The sequence below is a fragment of the Pseudomonas sp. EA_15y_Pfl1_P101 genome (assembly GCF_963970835.1).
Taxonomy (GTDB): domain Bacteria; phylum Pseudomonadota; class Gammaproteobacteria; order Pseudomonadales; family Pseudomonadaceae; genus Aquipseudomonas; species Aquipseudomonas tritici.
Window position 1 is genome coordinate 203,959 of the sequence record NZ_CAXAPA010000009.1, and the last position, 15,850, is coordinate 219,808.

The following is a 15,850-nucleotide window of genomic DNA, read 5'->3' on the forward strand; positions in this document are numbered from 1 at the left end:
CATGACAATAAGATCGCTACCCGCCCGCTCACCCCTAAGCCTTGCCGTGCAAGCCTTTCTGCTGGTGGGCAGCCTGTCCCTCAGTGCTGCAAGCTCTGCTGCCGCCGAACCTGCGAAGCCCACCCACAACGTCACCTGGGAAGACATCGCCAACGACCACCTGACGACCAAGGACGTGCTGCAATACGGCATGGGCACCAACGCCCAACGCTGGAGCCCCCTGGCCCAGGTCAACGACAAGAACGTGTTCAAGCTCACCCCGGCCTGGTCCTACTCGTTCGGCGACGAGAAGCAACGCGGCCAGGAATCCCAGGCCATCGTCAATGACGGCGTGGTCTACGTCACCGGCTCGTATTCCCGTGTGTTCGCCCTTGATGCAAAGACCGGCAAGCGCCTGTGGACCTACAACCACCGCCTGCCCGACAACATTCGCCCGTGCTGTGACGTGGTCAACCGTGGCGCGGCGATCTTTGGCGACAAGATCTACTTCGGCACCCTCGACGCGCGCCTGATCGCCCTCGACAAAAACACCGGCAAAGTGGTGTGGAACAAAAAATTCGGTGACCACGCCGCCGGCTACACCATGACCGGCGCCCCGGTGCTGGTCAAAGACAAGGTCAGCGGCAAGGTGCTGCTGATCCACGGCAGCTCCGGCGATGAATTCGGCGTGGTCGGCCAGCTGTTTGCGCGCGATCCGGACACCGGCGAAGAGGTCTGGATGCGTCCGTTCGTGGAAGGCCATATGGGCCGCCTGAACGGCAAGGACAGCACACCGACCGGCGACGTCAAGGCGCCTTCGTGGCCAGATGACCCAACCACCGAAACCGGCAAAGTCGAGGCCTGGAGCCACGGCGGCGGCGCGCCTTGGCAGAGCGCGAGCTTCGATGCCGAGACCAACACCATCATCGTCGGTGCCGGCAACCCTGGCCCATGGAACACCTGGGCGCGCACGTCCAAAGACGGCAACCCCCACGACTTCGACAGCCTCTACACCTCGGGCCAGGTCGGCGTCGACCCAAGCACCGGCGAAGTGAAGTGGTTCTACCAGCACACGCCGAACGATGCCTGGGACTTCTCCGGCAACAACGAACTGGTGCTGTTCGACTACAAGGACAAGGACGGCAAGGTCATCAAGGCCACCGGCCACGCTGACCGCAACGGTTTCTTCTATGTGGTGGACCGCAACAACGGCAAGCTGCAGAACGCCTTCCCGTTCGTCGACAACATCACCTGGGCCAGCCACATCGACCTGAAGACCGGCCGCCCCGTGGAGAACGAAGGCCAGCGTCCGGCCAAGCCATTGCCCGGTGAAACCAAGGGCAAGCCAGTGGAAGTCTCGCCGCCGTTCCTCGGTGGCAAAAACTGGAATCCCATGGCCTACAGCCAGGACACCGGCCTGTTCTACATCCCGGGCAATCAGTGGAAAGAGGAATACTGGACCGAAGAGGTCAACTACAAGAAAGGCTCGGCTTACCTTGGGATGGGCTTTCGCATCAAGCGTATGTATGACGACCACGTTGGCACTCTGCGTGCGATGAACCCGACCACCGGCAAGGTGGTGTGGGAACACAAGGAAGCCATGCCGCTGTGGGCCGGCGTGCTGGCGACCAACGGCAACCTGGTGTTCACCGGGACCGGCGACGGTTTCTTCAAGGCTTTCGACGCGAAAACCGGCAAGGAACTGTGGAAGTTTCAGACCGGCAGCGGCATCGTCTCGCCGCCAATCACCTGGGAACAGGATGGCGAGCAGTACGTCGGCGTGACAGTCGGCTATGGCGGCGCGGTGCCGCTGTGGGGCGGCGACATGGCAGAGTTGACCAAGCCGGTGGCACAGGGTGGTTCATTCTGGGTGTTCAAGATCCCGAGTTGGGATAACAAAACCGCGCAAAAATAAGCTTGTAAATGCGGGGCCACCTTGCAGTCAGCGGGCTTGCCCCGCGCTGGGCGGCGAAGCGGCCCCAAACCCCGGCGTCTCGGTCTCTCTGAAACACGGCGCCGTCCCTGTTGGGGCGGCTTCGCCGCCCAGCGCGGGGCAAGCCCGCTCACTACAAGGTATCGTGATGAACTACCTGCCTTTATTACTGCTGCTGTCACTTCCCTTGGCTCACGCCACCGACGACGGCGACGACGCCCCCCTGATCATCAACGGCTGCACCATCGCCGAGCACAGCCAGTGCCCCGGCGCCAACCTCAAGAGCGCCAACCTGCGCAACCAAAACCTGAGCAAAATGAACCTGGCCGGTGCCGACTTGCGCGATGCGGATCTGCGCCACGCCAACCTGGACCTCGCCAACCTGGAGAAAGCCCAACTGCAAGGCGCCAACCTGACCCGCACCAGCCTGCAGCAAGCCAATCTGCGCCTGGCCGACTTTACCGGTGCCACGTTGATGGCGGTGCAAGGCTGGGGGATGTTTGCCCAAGGCGCGCAATTCGAAAACGCCAACCTCAGCGCGGCCTACCTGCAATTTGCACGGTTGTCAGGGGCGAAGATGCACAAGGCCAACCTGCGTGCGGCTGACTTGGAAATGACGTGGTTGAGCAAGGCCGACCTGCAAGGGGCGGACCTCAGTGATGCCAATCTGCAAGAAGCCAAGTTTGGTGAAAGCAACCTGGAGAAAGCCACGCTCACGGGGAGTCGTCAGCATTATGCGAACTTTCAGGATGCGAATATGGAAGGTTGCAAAGATTGCCCCACTACGTGGGATCGCTGAGACAACGCAATCCAAATGTGTGGGCTTGCTCGCGAATGCGGTGGATCAGTTGACTGACACACTGCATTCGCGAGCAAGCCCGCTCCCACAGGGGATTTGCGTCGCCACTGTCATCCCGCCACCCGCACCACCCCCATATCAATCCCCAAATGCACCAACTCGGCATGGGAACTCACCTGCAACTTGCTCTTGAGCAAGGTCAGGTAATTGGACACGGTCTTGCTGCTGATACTCAGCTGGGCCGCAATCGAGCGGGCCGGGGTGCCTCTGGCGAGCATCAGGAAAATCTCCAGTTCGCGCTGCGTCATGCTCTGCAAACGGCGGTCTGTGGGGTGATAGGCCAGCTGGGTCGCCAGGTCCTGTTCGATATAGGTGTGACCGTCGAGGATGCGCTCCACCGCGTCCAGCATCACCGCAGGCGACGCGCTTTTGGTCAGGTAGCCCGATGCACCCGCCTCCAGAGCCTGGCGCACCAGGGGCAACTCGGCGTGCTGGCTGAAAAACAGCACGCGCAACTGCGGCAAGCGCTGGCGCAGGCGGCGGGTGGTTTCCAGGCCGCTGATACCCGGCAGGCCGAAGCCGATGATCACAAGGTTGGGCACCGCCTCATGCACGCGCGCCAGGGCTTCTTCGCCACTGGCCGCTTCACGCACCACCACACCCGGCAGGCCGCTGCGCAACAGCCCGGCATAGCCCAGGCGCACCACGGCGTGATCATCGACCAACAGGATATTCATAATGCCTCCAATGGCAGCGGCTCTCGTCCCATGCTAGAACCCCGCGCCGCGCCGCGACCTACTACTTTGGTACTGGTTTTGCTGTCTATCGTCGCATTCCCAAGGCAGCGGGACTGGCGTGTAATAGGTGCATAACGATAACGACTGGACCCGCCATGCTGCCCGTTCGACTGCCCCTAGCGGCCCTGTTGTGCCTGTTCATCACGCATGTACACGCCGACCCACCCCTGTTTTCCGCCGACGGCTACCGCATCAGCGTGTACCGCAGCCCTACGCCCGATCAACTGCCAGGGGCGACCATCGTCGACACCCCGGCCCTGCGAGCCCTGCTCAACCAGACGCCCGCGCCGGTCCTGATCGACGTGTACCGGCGCCAGTGGCTGCAAGGCCGTTTCATCGAAGACCAGCCTCACGCCAATCTGCCAGGAAGCCACTGGCTGGCCAACACCGGCGACGGTGACCTCTCACCTGAATGGCAAGGCTATCTCGTGCGACATCTGTACACGTTCACCGGCGGCAACCTGGCACGCCCGCTGGTGTTCTACTGCCGCTCCGATTGCTGGCTGAGTTGGAACGCGGTAAAACGAGCCGCCGAGCTGGGCTATACCTCTGTGTACTGGTATCGCGATGGCTTGGATGCATGGGAAGCGGCAAACCTGCCAGTGATGACTGCCACACCCGAACCCTTTGAATAAAAAACCACAACAAGAAGGTGAACGGCCATGTACAAAATTTTGATTGCCGACGATCACCCGCTGTTTCGCGAGGCGATCCATAACGTTATCAGCGACGGATTTCCCGGCAGCGAGGTGATGGAAACCGCCGACCTGGACAGTGCCCTCGCCCTGACCCAGGAACACGACGACCTCGACCTGATCCTGCTGGATCTGAACATGCCCGGCATGCACGGCCTCAACGGTTTGATCAACCTGCGCAACGAGTCACCGACTATCCCGGTGGTGATTGTCTCGGCCGAACAGGACAAGCAAATCGTGCTGCAAGCCATCACGTATGGCGCCGTGGGGTTTATCACCAAGTCCTCGCCCCGCCTGCAAATGACCGAGGCGATCCAGCAGATTCTCAACGGCAACGTGTACCTGCCGCCGGACATCATCCGCTCCCAGAAAAACACCGGGCAACGGCGCATGAACGACAATCCCGGTTTCGCCCCGGAGCTGTTGCAGGCACTGACGCGCAAGCAATTGCTGGTGTTGGAACGGATGACCAAGGGCGAGTCGAACAAGCAGATTGCGTACACCCTGGAGATTGCCGAGACCACGGTGAAGGCGCATGTGTCGGCGATCTTGCGCAAGTTGAATGTGCATAATCGGGTGCAGGCGATACTCAGTGCCGGGGATATTGATTTCGGCTCCTACCTGCGGCGCTGAACCTCCAGACAGAACACAAAACCACACATTTTGATTGCCTTTTGTCAGGGCCGACTGAGCAGATGACTCATCGCAGTCTTCAGCTTCATCGGCCGCACCGGCTTATGCATCAACGTATGCCCCAGCTCACGAATCTGCTGTTTCAACTCATTGCTGTAATTGGCAGTAATCATCATCGCCGGTATCGCACGGCCCCGCCGCGCGTTGATGCGGGCCACTGCGTCAATGCCGTTCTGGTCGTTGTCGAGGTGGTAATCGGCAATCAGCAAGTCCGCCTCGGCATGGTAGTTGTCCACCTGTCGCGCCAAGTCCTGCTCCGACAGCGCGGTGACCACCCGGCAGCCCCAGCCTTCGAGCAACGTGCGCATGCCTGCACAAATCGCCGCGTCGTTATCCAGCACCCACACGCGCGCACCCTGCAAGCGTTCGAGCATCGGCTCGCTCATGCACGGCGCCGGCGAGGACTTGGGCGCGGTGGCGCTCAACGGCACTTCTACCGAAAACATCGAGCCTTTACCCGGCCAGGATTTGACGCTGATGCGATGGCCGAGCATCCCGGCGATCTTTTCCACGATGGCCAGGCCCAGGCCCAATCCGCGATCCTGATCCGGGCGCTGCACATCGCCGCGCTTGAACTCCTGGAAAATCTCCTCCAGACGCTCTTCGGCAATGCCCATGCCGCTGTCCCATACTTGAATCAACACGCGTTGATGCTGGCGCCGGCAACCCAGTACTACGCGGCCCTTGTAGGTGTAGCGGATCGCATTGCTCAGCAGGTTGCGCAGGATCCGCGCCAGCAGCTGGATATCGCTGCGCACCAGCGCCGAGCAGCCGATAAAGTGCAGCGCCAGCCCCTCGGCGCGGGCCAGTTCGGTGTATTCGACGGCGAGGTTGTCCAGCAACTCACTGAGGGCAAACGGCGCGATATCGGCCTTGATCACCCCGGCATCCAGCTTGGAAATATCCACCAGGGTGCCGAGCAGGTTTTCCACGTCTTCCAGGGAATTGCTGACGTTGCGCACCAGGGTTTCACTGGGGCGTTCGAGCAATGCGCTGGTAAATAGGCGCGCGGCGTTCAACGGTTGCAGCAGGTCATGGCTGACAGCGGCGAGGAACTTGGTTTTCGACAGGTTGGCCTGTTCGGCCTCCCGCTTGGCTTCACGCAGGCGGGTTTCCATGCGCCGGCGCTCGTCGATTTCCTTGAGCAACTGGTCGTTGAGCGAGGTGAGTTCCGACGTGCGCTGGGCCACGCGTTGCTCCAGGTGCTGGTAGGCCTGGTGCAAGGCCTCAGCGGTGCGCCGGCGTTCGGTGATGTCGCGGATCAATACGAAGATCCCCACCACTTCGCCACTGGCCAACAGGTTCGGCACATAAGAACGCAGCATGTAGCGCTCCTGATTGTTGATGTTGGTTTCGGCGAATTCAAACGTCACGCTTTCCCCCGCCAGGGCGCGTGCGACGTAGGCATCCAGGCGTTGGCAATGCTGCTCGCTGTGCACTTCGCGCAGGCTCTGGCCGAGCATCATGCCGCGCGGCCAGCAGTACCATTCTTCATAGACTTTATTGGTGAATTCGTAGACCAGATCAGCATTCAGGTAGCCGATCAGCGCCGGCACGTTGTCGGTGATCAGGCGGATCCAGCGTTCGCTTTCCTGGGCCTTTTGCGCCGCTGCCTGTTCGCCGCGCAGGGCTTCGGCGCGCAGCCGGGCGTTGATCAGCAGGTGGTTGCTGGCCTTGAGTTCAGCCATCGCCTGGTTCAGCGCGTCAGTGCGTTCGCGTACTTGCTCGGCCAATACCACCGAATGCTGGAAGGTGGTGTAGGGGTTGTTGCCCTGGGTCATGCCGGACTCGATGCGCTCGATCAGCGCCGCATTGATCCGCGCCAGCTTGTGGTTGTCCTGTTGCAGTCGCGCCACCAGGGCGGGCAGGTCAGCGTCGGCCTCGGGCAATGGCGACCCCGGTGAAAGTCTGGTTGATGTGCATGCCATTGAACTGTTCTCCATAGGTGTTGAAGCCCATCACCCGCTGGTCGCGCAGATAGCTGCCGATCTGCTCGAGGGTGCCGTTGTCTTCCAGTTCCAGGCGCCGCAGGAAACAGTCGCAGCCAATGGTCAGCAGCAGGTCGCCAAGGCGCGACTGCAGGCCGTCGAACAGGGTTTGCAGGTTCGGCAGAATCGGGCCGGGCTTCATCGCGGTCAGGACGATGCCGTTTTCCACCGCGCAGTAGAAACTCAGGCTGAGGTCTTCGTGCACCTGCTGGATCGCGCGCACGTAGTACTGGTCGTGGATGCGCACCGCCAGCGGGTGCGCGGCGAAGGTGCGGTGGTCGAGGTTGGCCACGGCCACACCGATATGCCGCGCGTATTCTTCGGCGGCTGGCTCGGCGTTGAGTTCGAAGACCCGTCGCGACGGGCTGTCTGCGCCGGTGACCACCAGCTTTTCCGAGCGCGGCAGGATGTGGTGGGTGGTGAACACCTCGAAATCCAGCCAGGTATTGACCAGTACCACCACCGCTGCGCCGCTGTGGAACACGCCGTTGAAGTAGACGTGGGTGTGCGTGAGGAAATTGTCGTCACCCGCCGAACCGCCAAAGTGCGGGATATCGCCCAACGCGGCGCTGAGGGCCGCGAGCACCATTTCTTCTCGGCTGGACAGGCCATCGAGCAGGGTCAGGGCGAAGGTGTTGCCCTTGATCGGCGCCAGCGTATTGCTGCGGCAACCGCCGACCAGGCGTTCGACCATGTCCTGGGCGTTGATCAGGCTGAAGTGTTCCACCTGGTCGATCAGCTCAGTGGCGATGGAAAAGTGAGCGTGGTTGAAGCCCACCGCCGTGATGCAGTTGCGGCCATAGCCGTGGGACGTGATCTCGCCGGCGCTGGTACAGCCGACCACGCGCACGCTGGCGAAGCATTGTTGCAGCGCGTGGCCCAGAGCCTGCAAATCATAGGAGGCCGAGCAGAAAAACAGCACGAAACCCAGGTACGGATGCAACAGTTGCCGCGCCAGCTCTTCGGCGGCCTGCCCGGCATCGGTGGCCTGGGACATGGCACTGACTACGCCTTCACTGTTGTGCATCGTTGGCTCCCCCTCTGAGGCACAAGTGTACGAAGGGCCAGGGGGGAGACCTATGCTACTTGGGTACTGGGTGGGGGATGCGATGGGATGAGGTTTCAGGCACGTGCAAATGCCACGGCTTTCTCGAATTGCTCAGGGGTCGGACGCACACCGGTATAGAGCACAAATTGCTCCAACGCCTGGATCGCGATCACTTCCAACCCAGTAATCACCCGTTTGCCTTTGGCACGGCCCCGCACGATCAATGGGGTTTCAGAGGGGATCGCCACCACATCGAACACCGTTTCGGCAGCCTCCACGGCTTCGGCATCAAACGCCAGGGCGTGCGCCTCAGGCCCGCCGGTCATGCCGATAGGTGTCACGTTGATCAGCATCTGTGGGCGCAATTCACCCAAGTCGGGCAACCATTCATAGCCCAGGTTCTGCGCCAAGGCGCGGCCTGCGGCTTGATTACGCGCCACTATTACGCCACTAGCGTAGCCACCATCGCGCAAGGCACTGGCCACGGCCTTGGCCATGCCGCCGCTGCCACGCAGGGCGAATGTCGATGACTGCGGCACGGCGTGCTTTTTCAGCAGTTGCTCAATGGCGATGTAATCAGTGTTGTAGGCCTTGAGATGCCCATCGGTGTTGACGATGGTGTTTAGCGAGTCGATGGCTTGAACTGAATCGTCGAGTTCGTCCACTAAGGCAATGGCGGCCTCCTTGAACGGCATGGAAACCCCGCAACCACGGACGTTCAGCGCGCGGATACCAACGATCGCGCCGGGCAAATCCTGGCTACTGAAGGCTTTATAGTAGAAGTTCAGACCCAACTGTTCGTACAGGTGGTTATGAAAACGCAGGCCAAAATTCCCGGGGCGCGCCGACAGCGACATGCACAGCCGCGTGTCCTTGTTGGGGTGCATCTGCATGGGTAACTCCTTGAGTAAGCGATTCGATACAGACCTTACACAACCTTTACCTAGCGGCTGTGCTGTTTTTCAGAAATACGTTGTCTTAAAAGTATCCCCGCGACATTACTTGAGTCCATTGATTGCAGACCACAAGCGCAGGGGCTAACCGAGGAATGACCATGATTCGTACAATCCCCAAGATCGCCTTGCTTGTTGGCGCACTCGCGATGGCAGGCCAAGCCTCCGCCCACGGTGGTGGTTGGGGTGGCCCGGCCGTATTGGGTGCCCTGGTCGGCGCAGCAGTCGTGGGCTCCGTGGTTGCCAGCCAGCCACGTGAGGTCTATGTGCAGCAGCCGGTGTATGTGCAACCGCAACCGGTGTACGCCGCGCCGCCGCCGGTCTATTACGCACCGCCGCCACCGGTGTATGTGCAACAACAGGTCTACTACCGCCCGGCGCCGGTGTATTACGGTCCACCGCGTGGTTATTACGGCCCACCGCGCGGCGGCTACGGCCGCCCCCACGGCTACTACGGCCGCGGCTGGTAATCGATCACGCTGAAACGGGCCTCGCAGGTTGCGAGGCCTTTTTTTGTCTGAAAAGTCCGGATTCATCCTGCAAAGGTCGTTCCGAGGACAATGCCCGTCGCGTATTCGCACATCATCAACACCAATGTCTACTTGCTCGACCGGGCCTCACGCTGTCATGTTTGTGTCACGACACACTCCCACTATCGAGCCTGTCCACCCAATAACAACAAGGACGACTGACCATGCCCACGCAAAACCCACACCGCACCGCTGGCCTCTGCACGTCCAGCAAGGTGTACAGCGCCCTCACCGAGCTCAAGCACCTGGAAGGCCACCGCAGCGCCAAATTCCTCGCACTGCTGGCAGAAAACCTGGTGCGCAAGGGTTTGCTCAGTGAGCAGGAAGTGGTGAACATGCTTGATCAGGTGGTGGACTGACGCCTCGCGTTGATGTCGACTATCGAGACGGTTGATTTTTCCTACGCCGCCCAGCCCCGTAAGGTGACCTCCATAGCGATTGGAGGTCCTTATGCCCACTGTTCAGATCATGTCCGTCATCGGCAGCGCCGTCCCCGCCCCTCTTCGGGAGCTGGGCTTGCTCGCCTGCTGGTACCTAGTACGCGATGGCGAAGCCATCAGGGGGCCTTTCAGGAGCAGTGGAGAAGCAGTTGCAAGCCTCAAGCTGCAAGCTTGAGGCTAAAAGCTTGAAACTTACAGCTGCCCCTAAGGCAACGGCAACTTGACCCGCGGCTTGCTTTCCACAAACAACGCCCAACTGGACATGAACAGCGCCGCCACCAGCGGCCCGATCACAAAGCCGTTCAAGCCAAACACCGACAGACCGCCCAGGGTGGAGATCAGGATCAGGTAGTCCGGCATTTTGGTGTCCTTGCCCACCAGGATCGGACGCAGCACGTTGTCCACCAAACCAATCACAAACACGCCAAACAGCGCCAGCACCACGCCCTGCCAGAGCGAGCCGCTCAACAGGAAGTAAGCGGCCACCGGCCCCCACACAATCCCCGCGCCCACCGCCGGCAACAACGACAGAAACGCCATCAATACCGCCCAGAGCAACGCACTCGGGATATCGAGGAACCAGAAGATCAACCCGCCCAGCGCACCCTGGGTCACGGCCACCAGCACATTGCCCTTGACCGTGGCACGCACCACCCGATTGAACTTGAGCTGCAACCGGCGCTTCTGCGGTTCGGCCAGCGGCACCGCCGTGCGCACCTTGCGCACCAGGTCCGGGCCGTCGCGCAGCAGGAAATACAGCAAATACAGCATGGTGAAAAAACTCACCAGGAAATCAAACGTGCCCTGGCCGAAGCTGAACGCCTGGGTCGCAAAGAACTGGCTGCCCTGCATCGCGCTCTTGACGATCTTCTCGCGCAAGCCTTCCAGGTTGCCCATGCCAAAACGGTCGAGCAGGTGCTGGAAATACGGCGGCAGCACGTTTTTGAACTGCTCGATATACCCCGCCACGTCCAACTTACCGCTTTCAACGTTTTTATAGAGCGTCGCGCCCTCTTGCACCAGCAAGGAGCTGGTGATGATCACCGGCAGGATCGCAACTATCAAGCAGGCACTCAAGGTGGCCAGGGACGTAAGGTTGCGGTTCCAGCCAAAGCGCTGCTGCAGGCGGCGCTGCATCGGGGCAAAGATAATGCCAAGGATCACCGCCCAGAATACCGCGCCGTAAAACGGCAGCAATATCCAGATAAAGGCAATGGTCACCAGGACCAGCAACAACAGCAGGGTTTTGAATTGCAGGTTGGTTTGATTCATGTCCGGTCCATGTCAGAAAAGCAGTGGCCTCGTGTAGGCCCTGTTGCTTAGTCCGCAGCGAAACCTGGGAGTGCCCTAGGTTATCGAACAAGCATAGACCGCCTCACTCAACGGCTTTGGCCTCCTTCAACAGCGCCTGTCGATACACAGCGATACAAAAAGCCCAAACAACGACCTGGATCAATAAACCGTCGTGGCCGCTCGGCTACCTTCGCGACCTTTTGCGACCCGTGCCCATGCCTCCCATCCTCGCCCCCGAACTGCTCGCCCCTGCCGGCACCCTGAAAAACATGCGCTACGCCTTCGCCTACGGCGCCGATGCGGTCTACGCCGGCCAGCCGCGCTACAGCCTGCGAGTGCGCAACAACGAGTTCGACCACGCCAACCTGGCCCTCGGCATCAAGGAAGCCCACGGGCTGGGCAAACGTTTCTACGTGGTGGTGAACATCGCGCCGCACAACGCCAAGTTGAAGACCTTCCTCAAGGACCTGGCCCCGGTGATCGCCATGGGCCCGGATGCGCTGATCATGTCCGACCCCGGGTTGATCATGCTGGTGCGCCGGCACTTCCCGTCGATGCCGATCCATCTGTCTGTGCAGGCCAACACCGTGAACTGGGCCAGCGTGGAGTTCTGGCAGCAGCAAGGGATCTGCCGGGTGATCCTGTCGCGGGAACTGTCCCTGGAAGAGATCGGCGAGATCCGCCAGCAAGTACCGGCCATGGAACTGGAAGTGTTCGTGCACGGTGCCTTGTGCATGGCCTATTCCGGACGCTGCCTGCTCTCGGGTTATATGAACAAGCGTGATGCTAACCAGGGCACCTGCACCAACGCGTGCCGCTGGAAATACCAGGCCACGCCAGCAGTGGAAAACGCCACGGGCGATATCGTCCAGGTGTTTCAACCGGAACCGACCCTGGGCATTGGCACACCGACCGACCAGGTGTTCCTGCTGCAAGAGGCCAACCGCCCCGATGAGCACATGCCCGCCTTCGAAGACGAGCACGGCACCTACATCATGAACGCCAAGGACCTGCGCGCGGTGCAGCACGTGGAGCGCCTGACGCACATGGGCGTGCATTCGCTGAAGATCGAAGGCCGCACCAAATCCCATTTCTACTGCGCGCGCACCACACAGGTGTATCGCCGCGCAATCGATGATGCGGTGGCCGGTCGCGCCTTCGACCGCAGCCTGATGACCGACCTCGAATCCCTGGCCCAGCGCGGCTACACCGAGGGTTTCCTGCGCCGCCATGTGCACGATGAGTACCAGAACTACCAGAGCGGCAGCTCGGTGTCGCAGCGTCAGCAATTCGTCGGAGAGCTGACCGGCGAGCGTTGGGGCGAGTTGGCCGAGGTCAAGGTGAAGAACCGCTTTGCGGTGGGCAATCACCTGGAATTGATGACACCGGCCGGCAATTTTCACTTTGATCTGGAGAGGATGCACAACAGCCGGGGCGAGGCTGTTGAGGTCGCGCTGGGAGATGGGCACACGGTGTATGTACCTGTCCCGGCGGAGATGGATGTGCGCTTTGGCTTGCTGATGCGTGATGTCTTGTAGCCGCTGGATCGCTTCTTAACACCGCCGAGCATGGGTGGTTTCAGCTTGCTATGGCGGCTTCAGATCCTGAACTGACCGACCAATTGCCCCAACCGTTGACCCAGCTCCGCCAGGCTACGTGAGGTCTGCGCGCCCAGCTGGGTCTCGTCGGCCACGCTGTCCACCGCCACGGCAATCTGATGCACGCTGCGGTTGATCTCTTCGGCGACCGCGGTCTGCTCTTCGGCGGCGCTGGCGATCTGGGCGTTCATCGAATTGATGGTGCCGATCAACTGGGCAATGGTGTCCAGCGACGCGCCAGCTTCGTTGGCCTGGGCCGAGGTGCCATCCCCGGCATCGCTGGAACGGCGCATGGCCTCCACGGCGGCTTCGGTGCCTTTTTGCAGGCGGTCGATCATGCCCTGGATTTCCTGGGTGCTGGTCTGGGTGCGGCTGGCCAGGGCACGCACTTCATCGGCGACCACGGCAAAACCACGCCCGGCCTCCCCTGCCCGTGCCGCTTCGATCGCCGCGTTGAGCGCCAGCAGGTTGGTCTGTTCGGCGATGGAGCGGATCACGCTGAGGACACTGACGATAGAGGACACGTCTTGCTGCAAGCTGTCGAGGGACACACCGCTGCTACGGATGTCGTTCACCAGCGCATGGATCTGCGCGATGCTGCCGTCCACCACGCGCTTGGCGGCCTGGCCTTCGGCGTCGGTTTGCTGGGCAGCCACCGAGGCGCCCTGGGCACTGCGCGCCACTTCTTGCGCAGCGGACGACATCTGATTGATCGCAGTCGCCACCTGGTCGGTCTCGTGGCGCTGGCGCTCCATGGCCTGTTCGGAGCGCTGGGCCTGGTCGGAGACCTGGCTGACCAGGCCAGTGAGTTGGGTGGTCATCTCGGTGATCTGGCGCACCAGGCCGTGGATCTTGTCGACAAAGCGGTTGAACGCGCCGGCAAGATCGCCCAGCTCGTCCTGGCTGGTGATGGCCAGGCGGCGGGTCAAGTCGCCTTCGCCGGCAGCGATATCGTCGAGGTTGGCTTTCATCAAGGTCAGCGGACGCAGGATGGTATTGGCCAGCACCATGCCGACGGCAGCGATCACCAGCAGCACCACCACAGCCACGCCGAGGATGCTCAGCAACACGCCTTCCATGCGTTTTTGCACCTTGGCCTCGACCACCGCGACCTGGGCTTCGATGCCGTCCAGGTTGACGGAGGTACCGATGACCATGTCCCATTTAGGCAGGTATTCGGTGTAGCCCATTTTGGGCACGAGTTCGGTCTGCCCCGGTTGGGTCGAGCTGTATTGCAGGTAGTGGGTGCCGTCCTTGCCGACCTTGACCAGGTCGCGGTTGACGTAGACGCCGTTGGGGTCGCGGTTGTCCTTGAAGCTCTTGCCCACGCCGTCTGGGCTGTTGCCCTTGAACAGGCGGATGGTCTCGGAGTCATAGCCGAAGAAGTAGCCGTCCTTGCCGTAGCTGGTGTTGGACAGCAACTTGACCACCTCTGCGCGCGCGGCGGTATCGCCCGGGGCGGCGGCGTCGTAGAGCGGCTTGACGGTGCTCATGGCCACTTCTACATAACTTTGCAGGGTAGCCTTGGCGTCGTTGAGCAGGCGCTGGCGGGTTTCATCCACCTCGTTGCGCGCCTGTCCTTGCAGGATCCACACGGTGGTCAGGCTGATGACCACCGCAAACAGCAACACCGGCACTACGGCGAGGGACAGAACTTTGGCCTTGAGGCTCAGACGCATGGCTTTTCTCTCTTATTAGTCACGACTTGAGAGGCTATCGGCCAATTGCGCGGATTCTGTAGTGAGCGCGCCGTCAGAGGGTCATCGCCGCCAGCCAGCCAAACGCCAGCAATGGCAGGTTGTAGTGCAGGAACGTCGGCACCACAGTGTCCCAGATATGGTGGTGCTGGCCGTCGATATTCAGGCCGGAGGTCGGGCCGAGGGTGGAGTCAGAGGCCGGTGAGCCGGCGTCACCCAAGGCACCCGCCGTGCCGACGATGCACACAATGGCGACCGGGCTGAAGCCCAGTTGCACACACAGCGGCACAAAGATCGCGGCCAGGATCGGCACGGTGGAGAACGACGAACCGATGCCCATGGTCACCAGCAGCCCGACCAGCAACATCAGCAATGCCCCCACGCCACGGCTATGGCCGATGAACGCCGCGGACGTTTCCACCAGCGCGCGCACATCGCCGGTGGCTTTGAGCACTTCGGCAAACCCCGACGCGGCAATCATGATGAAGCCGATCATCGCCATCATCTTCATGCCTTCGGTGAACAGGTCATCGGTATCGCGCCAGCGCACGATGCCCGACACCGAGAAGATCAGGAACCCGGCCAGCGCGCCGATGATCATCGAGTCCAGCCACAATTGAATGATGAACGCCGAAGCAATCGCCACCCCAGCCACCAGCAGGGTCAACGGGTTGTACTGCACCGCCACCTGCTCGACGCGCTCGATTTTTTCCAGGTTGTACACACGCTTTTTGCGGTAGCTGATAAACACCGCCACCAGCAGGCCGACCACCATGCCCAGGGCCGGCAAGCTCATGGCGTGGGTGACGCTGACCTGGCTGATGTCCACGCCGCTCTTGGCCACGTTGGCCAGCAGGATCTGGTTGAGGAAGATATTGCCAAAGCCCACCGGCAGGAACATGTAGGGCGTGATCAGGCCGAAGGTCATCACGCAGGCGATCAGGCGGCGGTCCAGTTGCAGCTTGGTCAGCACATACAACAGCGGCGGCACCAGCAACGGGATAAACGCAATGTGGATCGGCAGGATGTTCTGCGAGGCAATCGCTACCCCCCACAGCAGGCCGATCAATAGCCATTTGACGTGACTGCCACCGCTGGCTTCCTGGCGGTCCACCCGCAGCAGCGCCTTGTCGGCCAGGGCATGAGCCAGGCCAGACTTGGCAATCGCCACCGCAAAAGCGCCGAGCAAGGCGTAGGACAAGGCCACGGTGGCACCACCGCCCAAACCGCCATTGAAGGCCGTGAGCGTGGCGTCGATGCCCAGCCCACCGGTAAGGCCGCCCACCAGTGCGCCAACGATGATGGCGATGACCACATGCACGCGGGACAGGCTGAGCACCAGCATGGTGCCGACCGCAGCAATAACTGCGTTAATCATGGTTACCTCAAGCAAAAAACGTAAACAAC

14 protein-coding genes and 1 pseudogene are annotated in these 15,850 nt (G+C 61.3%); 7 read left to right on the forward strand and 8 right to left on the reverse strand.

The window, feature by feature from the left end; all coding sequences use genetic code 11:
• The first annotated feature begins 1 nt into the window (after position 1).
• Both exaA and AACY36_RS16450 read left to right on the forward strand, forming a co-directional pair.
• The gene (gene exaA, locus AACY36_RS16445) at positions 2–1,894 is read left to right on the forward strand and encodes a quinoprotein ethanol dehydrogenase (protein ID WP_339436207.1); all 1,893 of its coding nucleotides are present in this window, start codon (positions 2–4) and stop codon (positions 1,892–1,894) included.
• Positions 1,895–2,060: 166 nt separating this feature from the next.
• Positions 2,061–2,711, forward strand: coding sequence for a pentapeptide repeat-containing protein (locus AACY36_RS16450; RefSeq protein ID WP_339497306.1), 651 nt, complete (start codon positions 2,061–2,063; stop codon positions 2,709–2,711).
• A gap of 110 nt (positions 2,712–2,821) precedes the next feature.
• On the opposite strand, the gene AACY36_RS16455 is transcribed toward AACY36_RS16450, so the two are convergent.
• On the reverse strand, positions 2,822–3,448 hold the full coding sequence (locus AACY36_RS16455) for a response regulator transcription factor (RefSeq protein WP_339428153.1): 627 nt from the start codon (positions 3,446–3,448) through the stop codon (positions 2,822–2,824).
• 155 nt (positions 3,449–3,603) lie between these two features.
• Between AACY36_RS16455 and AACY36_RS16460 the strand changes: the two genes are divergently transcribed.
• Together AACY36_RS16460 and AACY36_RS16465 are read left to right on the forward strand one after the other, a co-directional pair.
• On the forward strand, positions 3,604–4,143 hold the full coding sequence (locus AACY36_RS16460; protein ID WP_339428152.1) for a PQQ-dependent catabolism-associated CXXCW motif protein: 540 nt from the start codon (positions 3,604–3,606) through the stop codon (positions 4,141–4,143).
• A gap of 27 nt (positions 4,144–4,170) precedes the next feature.
• Positions 4,171–4,836 (forward strand): response regulator transcription factor, encoded by a 666-nt coding sequence (locus AACY36_RS16465; protein ID WP_049709073.1) that lies wholly within the window; start codon positions 4,171–4,173, stop codon positions 4,834–4,836.
• Positions 4,837–4,880: 44 nt separating this feature from the next.
• Here the strand turns inward: AACY36_RS16465 and AACY36_RS16470 are convergent, their stop codons facing one another.
• From AACY36_RS16470 to AACY36_RS16480, 3 genes are all read right to left on the reverse strand, one after another.
• Positions 4,881–6,824, reverse strand: coding sequence for a PAS domain-containing hybrid sensor histidine kinase/response regulator (locus AACY36_RS16470; protein WP_445261914.1), 1,944 nt, complete (start codon positions 6,822–6,824; stop codon positions 4,881–4,883).
• On the reverse strand, positions 6,766–7,911 hold the full coding sequence (nosP, locus tag AACY36_RS16475) for a nitric oxide-sensing protein NosP (protein ID WP_339420028.1): 1,146 nt from the start codon (positions 7,909–7,911) through the stop codon (positions 6,766–6,768). Before nosP ends, AACY36_RS16470 begins: the two co-directional genes overlap by 59 nt.
• Positions 7,912–8,006: 95 nt before the next feature.
• Entirely contained in the window at positions 8,007–8,825 is an 819-nt protein-coding gene (locus tag AACY36_RS16480) for a shikimate 5-dehydrogenase (protein WP_339420026.1), read from the reverse strand.
• Positions 8,826–8,980: 155 nt separating this feature from the next.
• Here AACY36_RS16480 and AACY36_RS16485 point away from each other — a divergent pair, with 155 nt between their 5' ends.
• Complete coding sequence (locus tag AACY36_RS16485) at positions 8,981–9,355, forward strand: hypothetical protein (RefSeq protein ID WP_339456290.1); 375 nt, start codon at positions 8,981–8,983, stop codon at positions 9,353–9,355.
• 224 nt (positions 9,356–9,579) lie between these two features.
• The gene (locus tag AACY36_RS16490) at positions 9,580–9,774 is read left to right on the forward strand and encodes a hypothetical protein (RefSeq protein ID WP_010211349.1); all 195 of its coding nucleotides are present in this window, start codon (positions 9,580–9,582) and stop codon (positions 9,772–9,774) included.
• Between the two features lie 285 nt (positions 9,775–10,059).
• Here the strand turns inward: AACY36_RS16490 and AACY36_RS16495 are convergent, their stop codons facing one another.
• A complete protein-coding gene (locus AACY36_RS16495; RefSeq protein ID WP_339497307.1) occupies positions 10,060–11,127 on the reverse strand; it encodes an AI-2E family transporter in 1,068 nt (355 codons plus the stop codon).
• A gap of 236 nt (positions 11,128–11,363) precedes the next feature.
• On the opposite strand from AACY36_RS16495, the gene trhP reads away from it, so the two are divergent.
• Positions 11,364–12,686, forward strand: a complete 1,323-nt coding sequence (gene trhP, locus AACY36_RS16500) for a prephenate-dependent tRNA uridine(34) hydroxylase TrhP (RefSeq protein ID WP_339497308.1) — start codon at positions 11,364–11,366, stop codon at positions 12,684–12,686.
• A gap of 59 nt (positions 12,687–12,745) precedes the next feature.
• Here trhP and AACY36_RS28320 read toward each other — a convergent pair whose 3' ends face one another.
• The 3 genes and pseudogenes from AACY36_RS28320 to AACY36_RS16510 all read right to left on the reverse strand — a co-directional run bounded on the left by AACY36_RS28320 (position 12,746) and on the right by AACY36_RS16510 (position 15,818).
• On the reverse strand, positions 12,746–13,567 hold the full coding sequence (locus AACY36_RS28320) for a methyl-accepting chemotaxis protein (RefSeq protein WP_445261119.1): 822 nt from the start codon (positions 13,565–13,567) through the stop codon (positions 12,746–12,748).
• Positions 13,568–13,603: 36 nt separating this feature from the next.
• Positions 13,604–14,425 (reverse strand): annotated as a pseudogene (locus AACY36_RS28325) (cache domain-containing protein); the annotation flags it as partial.
• Between the two features lie 73 nt (positions 14,426–14,498).
• Positions 14,499–15,818 carry a Na+/H+ antiporter family protein gene (locus AACY36_RS16510; RefSeq protein ID WP_339420140.1) on the reverse strand — a complete coding sequence of 440 codons (1,320 nt, stop codon included), beginning with the start codon at positions 15,816–15,818 and terminating at the stop codon, positions 14,499–14,501.
• Positions 15,819–15,850: the final 32 nt, after the last annotated feature.

Bases quoted from the DNA above. Each gene is read 5' to 3' on its own strand.
- trhP (WP_339497308.1), top strand. From the start codon at position 11,364: ATGCCTCCCATCCTCGCCCCCGAACTGCTCGCCCCTGCCGGCACCCTG.
- AACY36_RS28320 (WP_445261119.1), bottom strand. From the start codon at position 13,567: ATGACCACCCAACTCACTGGCCTGGTCAGCCAGGTCTCCGACCAGGCC.
- AACY36_RS16485 (WP_339456290.1), top strand. From the start codon at position 8,981: ATGACCATGATTCGTACAATCCCCAAGATCGCCTTGCTTGTTGGCGCA.
- AACY36_RS16490 (WP_010211349.1), top strand. From the start codon at position 9,580: ATGCCCACGCAAAACCCACACCGCACCGCTGGCCTCTGCACGTCCAGC.
- AACY36_RS16465 (WP_049709073.1), top strand. From the start codon at position 4,171: ATGTACAAAATTTTGATTGCCGACGATCACCCGCTGTTTCGCGAGGCG.
- AACY36_RS16495 (WP_339497307.1), bottom strand. From the start codon at position 11,127: ATGAATCAAACCAACCTGCAATTCAAAACCCTGCTGTTGTTGCTGGTC.
- AACY36_RS16455 (WP_339428153.1), bottom strand. From the start codon at position 3,448: ATGAATATCCTGTTGGTCGATGATCACGCCGTGGTGCGCCTGGGCTAT.
- AACY36_RS16470 (WP_445261914.1), bottom strand. From the start codon at position 6,824: ATGGCATGCACATCAACCAGACTTTCACCGGGGTCGCCATTGCCCGAG.
- AACY36_RS16460 (WP_339428152.1), top strand. From the start codon at position 3,604: ATGCTGCCCGTTCGACTGCCCCTAGCGGCCCTGTTGTGCCTGTTCATC.
- AACY36_RS16450 (WP_339497306.1), top strand. From the start codon at position 2,061: ATGAACTACCTGCCTTTATTACTGCTGCTGTCACTTCCCTTGGCTCAC.
- exaA (WP_339436207.1), top strand. From the start codon at position 2: ATGACAATAAGATCGCTACCCGCCCGCTCACCCCTAAGCCTTGCCGTG.
- AACY36_RS16480 (WP_339420026.1), bottom strand. From the start codon at position 8,825: ATGCAGATGCACCCCAACAAGGACACGCGGCTGTGCATGTCGCTGTCG.
- nosP (WP_339420028.1), bottom strand. From the start codon at position 7,911: ATGCACAACAGTGAAGGCGTAGTCAGTGCCATGTCCCAGGCCACCGAT.